This window comes from Wenzhouxiangella sp. YN9 (genome assembly GCF_056324165.1).
The window spans coordinates 18839-30523 of the sequence record NZ_JBJNIP010000089.1; the positions used below are offsets into that span (position 1 = coordinate 18839).

At 64.7% G+C, this 11685-nt stretch carries 15 protein-coding genes; 1 reads left to right on the forward strand and 14 read right to left on the reverse strand.

Going from position 1 to position 11685, the window contains the following annotated elements:
- Window position 1 precedes the first annotated feature (1 nt).
- Genes ACEWQ0_RS06255 through ACEWQ0_RS06285 form a run of 7 tightly spaced genes read right to left on the reverse strand, consistent with a single transcriptional unit; the run spans window position 2 to window position 6395 of the window.
- Complete coding sequence (locus ACEWQ0_RS06255; protein ID WP_476484853.1) at window positions 2-1480, reverse strand: complex I subunit 4 family protein; 1479 nt, start codon at window positions 1478-1480, stop codon at window positions 2-4.
- Window position 1481: 1 nt separating this feature from the next.
- Window positions 1482-3377, reverse strand: coding sequence for a proton-conducting transporter transmembrane domain-containing protein (locus ACEWQ0_RS06260; RefSeq protein WP_476484854.1), 1896 nt, complete (start codon window positions 3375-3377; stop codon window positions 1482-1484).
- The gene (gene nuoK / locus ACEWQ0_RS06265) at window positions 3377-3682 is read right to left on the reverse strand and encodes an NADH-quinone oxidoreductase subunit NuoK (protein ID WP_476483065.1); all 306 of its coding nucleotides are present in this window, start codon (window positions 3680-3682) and stop codon (window positions 3377-3379) included. The genes ACEWQ0_RS06260 and nuoK overlap by 1 nt, the downstream gene beginning before the upstream one ends.
- Window positions 3683-3692: 10 nt before the next feature.
- Window positions 3693-4295: an NADH-quinone oxidoreductase subunit J family protein gene (locus ACEWQ0_RS06270; protein WP_476483066.1), complete on the reverse strand. Its 603-nt coding sequence runs from the start codon at window positions 4293-4295 to the stop codon at window positions 3693-3695.
- The gene (locus tag ACEWQ0_RS06275; protein WP_476483067.1) at window positions 4292-5185 is read right to left on the reverse strand and encodes an NADH-quinone oxidoreductase subunit H; all 894 of its coding nucleotides are present in this window, start codon (window positions 5183-5185) and stop codon (window positions 4292-4294) included. The genes ACEWQ0_RS06270 and ACEWQ0_RS06275 overlap by 4 nt, the downstream gene beginning before the upstream one ends.
- Window positions 5182-6054, reverse strand: coding sequence for a hypothetical protein (locus tag ACEWQ0_RS06280; RefSeq protein ID WP_476483068.1), 873 nt, complete (start codon window positions 6052-6054; stop codon window positions 5182-5184). The genes ACEWQ0_RS06275 and ACEWQ0_RS06280 overlap by 4 nt, the downstream gene beginning before the upstream one ends.
- A complete protein-coding gene (locus ACEWQ0_RS06285) occupies window positions 6051-6395 on the reverse strand; it encodes an NADH-quinone oxidoreductase subunit A (RefSeq protein ID WP_476483069.1) in 345 nt (114 codons plus the stop codon). Before ACEWQ0_RS06285 ends, ACEWQ0_RS06280 begins: the two co-directional genes overlap by 4 nt.
- A gap of 152 nt (window positions 6396-6547) precedes the next feature.
- On the opposite strand from ACEWQ0_RS06285, the gene ACEWQ0_RS06290 reads away from it, so the two are divergent.
- Window positions 6548-6943 (forward strand): DUF302 domain-containing protein, encoded by a 396-nt coding sequence (locus ACEWQ0_RS06290; protein ID WP_476483070.1) that lies wholly within the window; start codon window positions 6548-6550, stop codon window positions 6941-6943.
- 78 nt (window positions 6944-7021) lie between these two features.
- Here the strand turns inward: ACEWQ0_RS06290 and ACEWQ0_RS06295 are convergent, their stop codons facing one another.
- The 7 genes from ACEWQ0_RS06295 to ACEWQ0_RS06325 form a co-directional block, all read right to left on the reverse strand.
- Entirely contained in the window at window positions 7022-7252 is a 231-nt protein-coding gene (locus ACEWQ0_RS06295) for an SHOCT domain-containing protein (protein WP_476483071.1), read from the reverse strand.
- Between the two features lie 115 nt (window positions 7253-7367).
- Window positions 7368-7811 carry a hypothetical protein gene (locus ACEWQ0_RS06300; RefSeq protein ID WP_476483072.1) on the reverse strand — a complete coding sequence of 148 codons (444 nt, stop codon included), beginning with the start codon at window positions 7809-7811 and terminating at the stop codon, window positions 7368-7370.
- A 52-nt stretch (window positions 7812-7863) separates the two neighbouring features.
- Window positions 7864-8799: a DMT family transporter gene (locus ACEWQ0_RS06305; protein WP_476484855.1), complete on the reverse strand. Its 936-nt coding sequence runs from the start codon at window positions 8797-8799 to the stop codon at window positions 7864-7866.
- Window positions 8799-9734, reverse strand: coding sequence for a cation diffusion facilitator family transporter (locus ACEWQ0_RS06310; protein ID WP_476484856.1), 936 nt, complete (start codon window positions 9732-9734; stop codon window positions 8799-8801). The genes ACEWQ0_RS06305 and ACEWQ0_RS06310 overlap by 1 nt, the downstream gene beginning before the upstream one ends.
- Window positions 9735-9839: 105 nt before the next feature.
- Window positions 9840-10160, reverse strand: coding sequence for a P-II family nitrogen regulator (locus ACEWQ0_RS06315; RefSeq protein WP_476484857.1), 321 nt, complete (start codon window positions 10158-10160; stop codon window positions 9840-9842).
- A gap of 3 nt (window positions 10161-10163) precedes the next feature.
- Window positions 10164-10667 (reverse strand): DUF411 domain-containing protein, encoded by a 504-nt coding sequence (locus ACEWQ0_RS06320; protein ID WP_476483076.1) that lies wholly within the window; start codon window positions 10665-10667, stop codon window positions 10164-10166.
- A complete protein-coding gene (locus ACEWQ0_RS06325; RefSeq protein ID WP_476484858.1) occupies window positions 10657-11670 on the reverse strand; it encodes a c-type cytochrome in 1014 nt (337 codons plus the stop codon). The genes ACEWQ0_RS06320 and ACEWQ0_RS06325 overlap by 11 nt, the downstream gene beginning before the upstream one ends.
- Window positions 11671-11685: the final 15 nt, after the last annotated feature.

An 11685-nucleotide genomic window follows, 5' to 3' on the forward strand; every position in this document is an offset into this window, starting at 1 on the left:
TTCAGCCGCCTCCGAAGGTCAGCGTATTGCCGGCCCCGATCAGATCCAGCAGCCAGGCCGGCCAGACCCCGATGAGTACCACCAGCACCAGCACCGCGGCGAGGATGCCCAGCTCGGGCCAGGTCAGATCCGTGAACTTGTCCAGCGCGGGTGGGCGCTCACCGAAGAACAGGCGCTGCAGCATGCCCAGAAACAGCGCCGCGGTCACGATCAGGCCCAGCAGGCCGATGGCCGCAATCCACGGCCACACGGCAAAGGCGCCGATGAAGATCTGCACTTCGGCGACAAAACCCGCCAGCCCCGGTAGGCCCAGCGAGGCGAAACTCGCCAGCCAGGTCACCGCCATCAGCCGCGGTGCGTTGCCGGCCAGCCCGCCGTAATTGGCCAGGTCGTAATCCTGAGCGCGCGCCCAGAACGCGCCGGCAATCAGAAACAGCGCCCCGGTAATGAGGCCGTGCGCGACCATCTCGACCACCGCGCCGGTCAGCGCCAGCTCGCGCGCCGCCTCGTGGCCGGTCAGCGCCGAGCCGGCAACGGCAATCCCGAGCACGGCGTAGCCCATGTGGTTGACCGAGGTGTAGGCGATGCGCCGCTTCAGGTTCTCCTGCGCGAAGGCGACGATCGAGCCCCACAGAATCGAGATCAGCGCGACAACGGCCAGCGCCAGCGCCCAGGTGGCGAAGGCTTCGCGCATCATCTGCATCGGGATGCGCACCAGGCCGTAGGTGCCCATCTTCAGCAGCACGCCGGCGAGGATGGCCGAGGCCGGCCCCGGCGCGTCCACGTGCGCCGGCGGCAGCCAGGTATGCACCGGGAAAAGCGGTGTCTTGATGGCGAAACCGATGACCAGGCCCAGCAGGATCAGCCCGGCGCGCAGATCCATCCCGGCCACCGCCTGCAGCGCGATGAGCTCGCGCATATCGAAGGTGAGCGGATCGGTCATGAGCACCAGCGCGATGATCGCCAGCAGGATCAGCAGCGAGCCGACCAGGGTGTAGAGAAAGAACTTGAGCGCCGAGCGCTGCGCCTGGCCATGCCCCCAGCGGCCGATCAGGAAATACATGCCCACCAGGCTGAGGTCGAAGAACACATAGAAGACCAGCAGATCGAGGGTCAGAAACAGGCCCAGCGAGGCGCCTTCGAGAAACAGGAACCAGGCGTAGTACTGGCGCGCGTTGACCTTGCGCTCCATCGGCCAGGCGATGGCGGCCAAAAACAACAGCCCGCTCATCAGCGCCAGGGGCAGCGAGACCCCGTCCACGCCCACCCGCCAGGCGACTCCGAGTGCCGGAATCCACGGAATCTCCGTCATCGCCTGAAACCCCTGACCCGGACTGAATCCGATCCAGACGACGACCAGGGCCAGCAGCGACAGCGCGGCCGTGACGATGGCGATGGCGCGCGAGGTTTTGGGCGATACCGGCGCGAAGGCCAGCAGGGCGGCGGCCGCGAAGGGCAGGACAATGGCGAGTGTCAGCATGTCAGAACCTAGCGAAAATCAGAAACAGGATGGCCAGCGCCGTGCCGACCGCAAAGATGGCGTAGTAATGGTGCGACAGCCCGGTTTGCAGCCGCCGCGCATCCGCGCCGCTGCGCCCGGTGATGCGCGCGACACCTTCGGGCAGACCGTCGCTCAGCGTCTCGCCGGGGCCGCCGCCCAGTCGGGCCAGGGCGCGGGTTGCGGCAGCCACCCGCCAGACCGCCGCGTCGAACAGTTCCAGGTCGGCCTGCATCAGCCCCGGCAGCCGGCGCCCGCCGCGCGCGATATACCGCGCAGCTTTCGCAGCGCCGCGCGGGATGGCGTCGAGCGCGACATCGTCCAGCCACGCGGCACCGGCGGCAAGCCGCTCGAAAGGCCGCACGATGCCAGCGTCGATCAGCGCGGGCAGCCCCAGCCAGTCGGCGGCCCGCGTTTGCGGGGCGTCGGCTCGCCGCGCCAGCGTCAGCCCGGCCAGCAGGCCGAGGGCAAGCAAGGCGAGCGAGACGGCGAGTTCCAGCGCGCCCCCTTCGGGCAGGCGTAACGGCAGCAAGGCCTGCACCGGCGGCAGCCACAGCAGGGCCAGCGCGACGCCGGCCAGCGCCAGCGCGCCAAGCGCGGCGGTCTCGAGCCAGTGCGGTCTCGCCCCGGGCGCGGCCTCGCCCGGCCCGTAGGCCAGCCACCAGAAGCGCACGGCATAGGCTGCGCTGAGCGCGCCGGCGACCATGACGGCAATGCCCAGCCAGAGGTTTTGCCCGGTGGCGGCGGCGACGATCTGCTCCTTGCTCCAGGCGGCACCCATGGGCGGTATGGCCGCCAGCGCAAGGGCCGCCAGCGCCGTCAGCCCGGCAACCCCGGGCAGGGAGCGCATGAAACCCATCTGGTCCAGGCGAAAGCTGCCCCCCGCCTTGCCGGCAATCCCGGCGGCCATGAAAAGTGACGCCTTGAACCCGGCATGAGCAATCAGATAGACAAGCGCGATACCGGGATAACCTGTACCGACCGCCACAAACATCAGCCCCAGTTGTGCGGAAGTCGAGGCGGCCAGCAGCTTTTTCGCCTGGCCCTGTATCACCGCCACGGCGCCGCCGGCCAGCGCGGTGAAAAGACCGAGTGCAGTTACTATTGCGCTCCAGCCCGGCACAGGCGCAAACCAGGAATGCAGCCGGGCGAGCAGATAAGCCCCCGCGGCTACCATGGTGGCGGCATGCAGCAGAGCCGAGACTGACGACGGGCCGTCCATCGCGCGAAACAGCCACGGCGCGAACGGCCCCTGGCCGGCCTTGGCGCCGGCGGCGGCGAGCACGCCGAAGGCGGCCAGCGCCAGGGGCGCGCCCTCGAGCTGCCCCAGCGCGGCATAGTCGAGCGTACCCGTTCCGCTCCAGGTCGCCATGAGCGCAAGGTACAGCCCCAGATCGCCCAGCCTTGTCGTCACGAAGGCGTAGCGGCCCGAGGCCGGGTTGGCGCCGTCGCGCCAGTGATGTCCGATCAGCGCCCAGGAACAAAAGCCCATGATCTCCCAGCCGATCAGCAGCGACAGCAGATCACCGGCCGTAATCGCCAGCTCCATCGCGCCGCAGAAGACCAGCATCAGGCCCAGAAGCCGGGCCAGCCCGCGTTTGTCCTCATGCGCGGCGGCGAAAACCAGAACGGCCAGCGTGATTGCCGCAACGGTGATCGCGACCGCGGCGGAAAGCGGGGCGAGCGCAAGGCGCAGTTCCAACCCTGAGCCCCAGGCAAATGCGCCGTGCCAGCCCTGTGCGGCGGCCAGCACCGCCAGCGCGAGCGTCACCGCTGCCGCCCCACCTGCCGCCAGCCCGAGGCGCACACGGCCGCTGTCGCCCATGGCCAGGATCGTCAGCCCGGCCAGTATGGGAAAGAGAGGAAGCGTCCAGAGCATCAGTGTTTCAGGGTCGTCAAGCCTTCAGTTACATCAGCCTGGCGCTTGCGATAGACCGCGACCACCAGGGCGAAGCCCACGGCCATCTCGACGGCCATCACGGCCATGACAATAATCGCCAGAAGCTGCCCCTCGGGCATGCCGCCCAGAGAGAACGACCAGAAGCCGATGATCGCCAGGATCGCGCCGTTGAGCATCAGCTCCAGCCCCATCATCAGCATGACGAAGCTTTGCTGCGACAGCGCGCCATAAAAGCCGATGCCGATCAGAGCGGCGGCTACAATCAGGACCGAAGTCAGCGTCATCTCAATGCCCTCAGTGATGTCCGTGGTGGTGATGGTGATCGCCGTGCTTGTCCGGCTTGCGCCCCGCCGGTTCGCCGCCGGGATGCAGGCCGGGCGGCCGGGATCCGGCGTCGGAGCCGCCATACCGGCCCGAGTGTGCCGACAGCACGACCGCGCCGATCATGGCGGAAAGCAGCGTGACGCCGGCGGTTTCGAAGATCAGCATCGACGGCCCCAGCAGCTCGTGCCCCAGCGCGCGCACCACCTCGGCATCGGCCGGAACAGGCTGCGCGGGCAAATCCGACAGCAGCACCGCCAGCACCAGCCCGGCAAAGGCGGCGATCCCTGCGGCCACGGCAAAGCGGTGCTGATGCACCATCGACATCGGATTGAGCCCGGCCGGATTCATCATGAACATGACCATGAACAGCGCCATGACCATCATCTCGACGGCCATCATGAAGATCGTGGCAATGCCGATATAGGGCGCGGCCAGCAGCACCGCGATCAGCCCGACGGCGATGAACGACACCATGAGCTGGAACGATGCGCGCACCATCGAGTCGACCCGAAACACCCGCCAGCCGGACCAGATCGCCAGCGCGGAAAACAAAAGAAACAGCGCGTCGGTCACGGCAACACCTCCAGACCCACCAGAGCCAGGTTGGCAAACGACAGCGGCAGCAGCACCACCCACAGAAAGGTCAGCATCCGCGCCGGCGGCATGCGCGCAAACCAGCGCCCGGCGGCCACGGTGGCGGCCATTACCGCCACCGTCTTGAGCAGCAGCCAGATTGGTCCCGGCAGCCCCGGACCCAGATAGCCGCCCAGGAATGCCGTTGCCGCCATTGCCGAAAATGCCACCAGCATCGCCAGGCGTGCGATTTGCCACAGTGCCAATGCCGGCCCGCTTTCCTCAGCCGTTGTGCCGCCGGCAAGCTCGGCCCCGTCGGCGTAGTCGAACGGCCCGCGCAGCGTGATCGCCAGGCCCAGGGCCATGAACAGCGGCAGGCCCAGCGGCTGGCGGACCACGTTCCACAAGCCGCGCTGCGCCTCGACCACCTCGACCACCGACAGCGACTGGGCGGGCAGCGCCGCGGCGATCAGCACGAACATCGACAGCAGCATGGCCGGCAGGCCGATGGCGACATAGCGATAGGCCCCAATCAAGGGCAGCGGCGAATTGGGCGACCAGCCGTGCAGAAACACGACCACGATGGTGAGGGCCTCGCAGGCGCCCCACAGGACCAGGCCGGTGGACAGCTCGCTGGCCACTACACCCTCGGCCAGCGGCACCACCGACAGCCCGACCAGCGCCAGCGCCAGATACCAGCCCGGCGCCAGCAGACGATTGAGGGCATCGGGCGCTTCGGTCGGCGTATTCGGGCGCAGCATCAGCGCCGCGCCGTTGCGCAGCGGGCCGATGACCGTCGCACCGCGCCCGCTGCCGACGCGGTCGAAGATCGCTGCCGCCCAGATCAGCGGGGGCAGGGCGATGAATAGCGACAGGGCTGCGAGGATCATGTGGTCGCCTCTCCCATGCAGATCGCGCGCAGACGCGAGGGCTGGAAGCTGGCCAGCCACAGCATCGCCTCGGTCCATTCCAGGCCTGGCAGCACTTCGGACGGTGAAGCAGGATCCTCTGCAACTCTTTCGCCGCGCAGCCATGCGGCCAGCCGTCGGTGCGTGCCTGATCCCGCAGGCAGGGCCAGCAGCGCGCCGCGCGAACGCGCCCGCTTCAATTCGATGCCCATCAGCCGCAGCATTCGCGCGGCACACAAGTCAGGCGCGTCGTCTGCCGATTCCTGCTCGAAGGGCGGCGAGGCAACGTGAGCCGAGACGATCACGTCGCCCTGCAGGCTCAGGTCCAATGTCAGCCCCGGCGGCAGCATCGGCAGAAACGGGCCGAAGCGCGCGTCGTAGATATCGAGCGCCAGCCCGTCGCGAATATCGTCGACGGTCATCGCCATCGGCCGGCCGTACGGGCTGCCGCCCATCATGCCCTGACCGCCCTGGCCGTGCGGCCCGATACCCTGCCAGGGATGCGGCGGCAGGTTCGGGCGCAGAACGGGTTCGTCGGCCTGTGCCGCCTGGCGGATGGCGGCCAGCGGATCCTCATCGCTCACGCTGCGGCCGCGCGAGAACAGGGGCGAGGCCTGCCACCACACCGTGCCGCGCGGGGCGGGAAGCTGGGTGTGCAGCCGCTCCAGTGCGCGCCGATGACGCGGGTCGAGTTCACCTGCGACCAAAAGCACGCGGGCGTGGCGCGGCGACTCGACCAGCCGGATACCCGGTCTGTTTCGTAGCGACTCGACCCGGGCGAGGCCCTGCGTGCCGATGGCCGGGAAAACCGGAATCTCGGCGCCGCGCGCCAGTGCCGAAAGCAGGCTCATTGCCACCGGAACACCCCCTCGCGCCAGCCGTAAAGAATACCGACCGAAAGGATTGCGAGAAACATGCCCATCTCGGCCAGGGCCAGAAAACCGGTTTCCACATAGACCACCGCCCACGGATACATGAACATCATCTCCATCTCGAAGGCGATGAATAGCAGGGTCATCGGGTAGTAGCGAACGTGAAAGCGCTGCCAGGCGTGGGTCCGCGCCGTGCCGCCGCCAAGAAACGGCGCGCGCGCAGGCCAGCTTGCATCGGCCCGCGGGCCGACCCGCTGCAGCGCGACGGCCAGGCCGACGGCAAACAGCGCAAGAATGATCGGCATGGCGATCTGAATCATCGGTCCTTGCCTCGCGATTTTCGCGGTCTGGACAGGCTCATTCAGGCATCTTCCAGAACTTGGCCGGCTTTACGCGGTCAAGACGCCTGCGACAACGCGGCCTGCAGCGAGCCTGCATGACCGTCCTTTTTTGCAAGATAGCGAGGTGTCTCATGACGAGTCAACAATTCAGTTTTGGCAAGACGGTCGAAATGGGCTTTGAAGACGCGATCGAGGCGGTAACCGTAGCGCTCGAGGATCAGGGCTTTGGCGTACTGACCGAGATCGACGTGCAGGCGACGCTGAAAAAGAAGCTGGATGAGGACACCCGTCCCTACCGCATTCTCGGCGCCTGCAATCCTTCGCTGGCGCACCGGGCACTGACAGCCGAACCGCGGATCGGGGTATTGCTGCCCTGCAACGTCGTCGTCCGACAGCAGGAAGACCAGACCATGCGCGTGGACTTCATGGATCCGCAATCGGTACTCGAGCTGGTGGACAATCCCGCCGTCCATGAACTTGCGGCCGAGGTGCGCGAGCGAATGGTTCAGGCATGTGAGGCCATCTGAACGCTTTTCCGGCGGCGTGTCTATCAAGTCGCGCCGCCGGGAATATGAACCGGCATTCACGCCTGGCGTGCTGCCTTTTTACTGTTCGAGATCATCCCGCTTCTGTCGATACTCTTCGCGATCGATTTCGCCTTTTGCGTAGCGATCCTTCAGCGTTTCGAGCGCGCTCTTTCCGGACTCGCGTCGGTTCTGATCACTTGTCGACAGCCAGCGGATGATTGCAATAATGCCGATGATGATCAGCGCCCAGAAAAGTAGCATGAAAATCCAGCCGATCCCCATCCATCCATGTGATCCCATCCATTCCATTGATTCGTTCTCCTGTTGGTAAGCGCCAGGGTTTCGTAAGGCATCGAGAGAGAAAGCGCACAGGCTGCGCGTCCGTTCGTGCGTGATGCGCGGCCTGTGCGCGCCGATCGATCACTCAGTTCTTGCCGCCGGGTTTGCCTTGCTGCATCTGCATGCGGGCATCCATCTGCTCCATCATGCCTTGCATCATTTCCGAGTGCATCTTCATCATTTGCTGGCAGCGCTCGCCATCCATATTCTGGCGCATGCCGCCATGACGCATTCCCATGCCACTCATTTGACCCATGGCATCGCGCATCTGGTGCATGTGCTTCTGCATCAGGCGTTGCCGTTCGGCGGGGTCTTGCGTGCCCTGGATTTTCTTCATGGTCTGGCGCATGGCCTGCATGCGTTTCTGCATGGCGTCGTGGTTCATCATGTCACCTTCACCCATCATGCCTTCCTGCATGCCCATTTTTTGCGCTTTTTGGCTCTTCCCTTCGTGGTGTTGTTGATTGGCCATGGCGAGCGGCACAGCGAGAGTCATCGCGAGGATCGTGATCGTAATAAGCTTTTTCATGGTTGCTCTCCTATTGATCGAGCGTGAGTTGACGGATGCTGTCCTGTGGATTTCAGCATTTGTTCGCACCCTCTTGGATATGACAAGGGTGGACGGGTGCGTGTTCCTTGCCCTTGCTCATCTTCCGTGTCAGCCAGAAACCTGCGGCAAGCAGTAAAGCGCCGCCGTAGATCGTGCGATCTCCAGGCACCTCGGAGAAGATCAGCCAGCCGAAGGTCGCGGCGACCACGGGGGAGACGATGATGTCGACCAGCGAATAAACGTTTGCGCTGATCGACTTGAGTACGATGGAAATTCCGAAATAGGCGAAGCCGGTGGAGATCACGCCCAGGCCCAGGGCCCAGGTGAGGACGGGCAGGGCGACACCGCCGAGATCCGGGTAGTGAATGGTTTCGAACGGCGCCCCCGGCCCGGAAAGTAGTAGTGATGGTGAGAGCACAAGCGCTGAAGCCAGCAGGGACCATGCGATATCGTTGCCGGTTTCGGTCATGCCCTCGTGGCGCATGTAGGTGATCATCGCGGCATAGATGGCGCCTGTCGACAAGGCCACCAGGTTGCCCAGAAGATAGCCGCCTCCCAGCGGATTGGCGAGCACGATGCCGATCATGGCCAGGCCGAAAATAAGGATGTAGGACGGTTTGGCTTTTTCGCCCAGAAAGGCCCACGAGAAGATGAAAACGAAGAACGGGGCGATGCTCCAGAAGATGACGGCGTTGGCGATGGGTACCAGCGACATGGCGAAATTGAAGAAGCCGCCCTGGGCCGCAATCAGCATTCCGATGATGACCGTGTCCTTGACGTTGCCGGCCGGGAAGCGTGGCCGTTTTCTGGCTGCCAGCCAGCGTGCGCCGAACAGGAAGATCGCTGCAAAGCTCATGGCATAAAAAGTCAGCGTGTGGATCGGTATTCGCCCGTCGGTAAGCTTGACGAACACGCCGATGGTGGCTTCGGAGACCGTGATGAGCGCCAGCAGTAAAAGGGTCTTCATCAGCTTGCTCCGGGATCTTCGGTCCGGGTGATGTCGATGTCTTCGGCGCCGGATTCATCCAGGCACTGCCGCTCGATCTGCAGCGTCGAGAAGAAGAAGCCGTAATCCGACTTGAGTGTGCGATAAGCGGCTTTCAGGATCGAATCCGGATCGGCTGTTTCCCGAACCCGGAGATGGCCCGAGAATATATGGCGGCCGCTGGTCAATGCCCAGGCGTGAACGTGATGCACGTCCTCGACGCCTTCGAGATTCTCCAGGGCGTCGGTGATATCGGCCAGGTCCACATCGGCGGGCGTGCCTTCCATCAGCAGGTGCATCGAATCCCTGAGAATGCCCCAACTCGCCCACAGCAACACGAAACCGAACGCCATGCCGAGCAGCGGGTCGATCAGGAGAAAGCCGGTGAACTTGATGACCAGCGCGGTGACGATGATCAGCAGGCTGCCGACAAAGGTCTGGATGATGTGCCACAGCGCGCCCTTGACGTTGAGATCGCTCTGGCTCTGCTTCCAGATCAGGGCAAGCGAAATGATCTCGGTGACCAGGCCACCGGCTGCGGCCCACAGCATCGGCCCCGGAGGCAGCTCGATGGGATCGGCCAGGCGCATGGCGGCCATACCAACCACGAACACGGCCATGGCCAGCAGGAAGCCGCCGTTGACCAGCGCGCCGAGCAGCTCCGCCCGATACCAGCCAAAGCTGCGGCTCTCGTCGGCCGGCCGGCGGGCCAGACGGGCCGCCACGATGGCGACCAGCACGCCGCCAACGGCCGAAAAGGTGTGAAAGGCATCGGAGATGACGGCAATCGAGCCGGTCCACAGTCCGATAGCCATTTCGATGACGAAGTAGATGCCGGTCAGCCAGGCGGAGATTGCCAGTCCTCGCCCGCTTTGAGGCATGTGGTCGGCGTGTCCGTGTGCGCTGTGATTCGACATTTCCATGTGCTCCTGTATGCGAATTACATGCGGTGCATTGCTGTCAATTGCCGTGGCTCGTTTACTGCGACCAGCGAAGCGACAGCATCGATCAGGCTTCAGTTGTCAGCTCTCACCATTGGTAATGACTTTCCGGCTTCTGATCCGGATGGCCTTGTCCACCGGTTCGATGGCCACGATGCCGTCGCCCGATTGGCCGGTGTGCGCCGAATCGACGATCAGGTCGGCAATCTCCGCAGCGCGCGAGGTGAAGATTTCCAGGCGCGCGTAGCGGTGCGTCCAGTCGTCACGGAAGTAATTGCGGTAGGCGCCGAAGCCGCGTACGCGGCTGATGGTCAGTCCGCTGACGCCGGCGTTTCTGAGCGCTTCTTCTACCGGCTCCAGAGCGCTGACGCGAATGATGGCTTCGATCTTTCGCATGGGCATCGGTCAGTCCCGCTCGATGGCTTCGTAGTGATTGAACACCGAGGTGGCGCCGTCGTCATCGAAGCGGATCACATCAAAGGCCATGCGCCGGCCGTCGTATTCCATGCCGGGCGAGCCCATCGGCATGCCGGGTACGCTCAGGCCCCGGGCGTCGGGCTGTTCGGCGAGCAGGCGCTTGACGTCTTCGGCCGGCACATGGCCTTCGATGACGTAGTCACCGATCACGGCTGTGTGGCAGGAGGGTAGATCGCGCGGCACGCCAAGCTCGCGCTTGACGCTGCTCATGTCCTGCGTCGGTACCTCTTCGACCGTGAAGCCGTTGGCGCGCATGTGCTCGGTCCACTTGCCGCAGCAGCCGCAGTTGGGGTCGTGGTAGACCGTCATCTCCTTTGTCATCGATGCCGAATCGGCCGATGCATCGCTGCCCGGTGTTTGGGCCTGGCAGGCGGAGATCAGAAAGGCGCCGGCAATCAGCGCGCCGGTGAAAAGAATGCGATTAATGGTCATGGTCGTTGTCTCCTTGGGTATGTGACTTGGGGGTTTCGTTCTCGTCGTCTGAAAATGGCTGCGAGCTCCAGGCGATCTGGCTGATTCGCCAGCCATCTTCGGTCTCGATCAGGGTGGCGAATTCCGTGCTTTCCAGGTCGATTTTCCGGTCGTCGACCTGACCGCTGAAGCGCGAACGGGTTTCGACTGTGGCTTGACCGTCCGTAACCTGGATGTCGCGCGAGATCGTCTCGATCTCGATCTGCGAAAGAAATTTCATGTCGCTGTCGAGATGGCCGGCGGCGTATTCGTCGATGGACTGGACATGCCCGCCCTCGATGATCGTGGCCTTGGGGTGCAGCCAGGCCAGGGCGGCCTCGCCGCGGCCTTCGATCAGCGCATGGGTGAAGCCGTCGATGGCCTGCTGCGGGGTCTCGGCCATCGGTTCGTGATCCGGATCGGTCCCGCTTGTGAGTTCGCTTGTGGGCTCGGCCTGGTCATGGGAATGCCCGTCGTCGTCGTGGCTGGCATTCTCGGTCAGGCTTTGGTATCTCTCGCTGCTCATATCCGGCAGCGCCTGGACGAAGGCGACCGTGTCCCAGTTTTCCTTGTCGCTGTGGTCGAGGTGACTGGGCATGGCGGTCATCTTCAGGCCGTGCTTGATGGTCCAGAACGCTGCGCGCGGCTCGAGTCGCTTTCGATACAGCGCCGGCGGGGCGGGCTCGAACGCATCGGCCGGTTCCTGTCCGGGCTTGCCGTGGCAGGCGACGCACATGGCATCGTAGTGTGCGGCGCCGGCGGCAACGCGCTCGGGCGAATCGAGATCGTCTGGCACGACCAGGTCGGCTGCGCGCACGGCAACGGATCGCTCTCGGGTGGTCTTGAGCAGCCAGGTGACCGGCGCACTGTGTCCGGAGCCGACGGCAACCGGATACAGTCCGCTCCAGACATAAATGAAGACGCCCAGGGTCGCCAGGATGGCGACGGCAACCAGGGTCTTGATGACGGCGGGGATAGCTTTCATGGTTGGGTTTCCTTG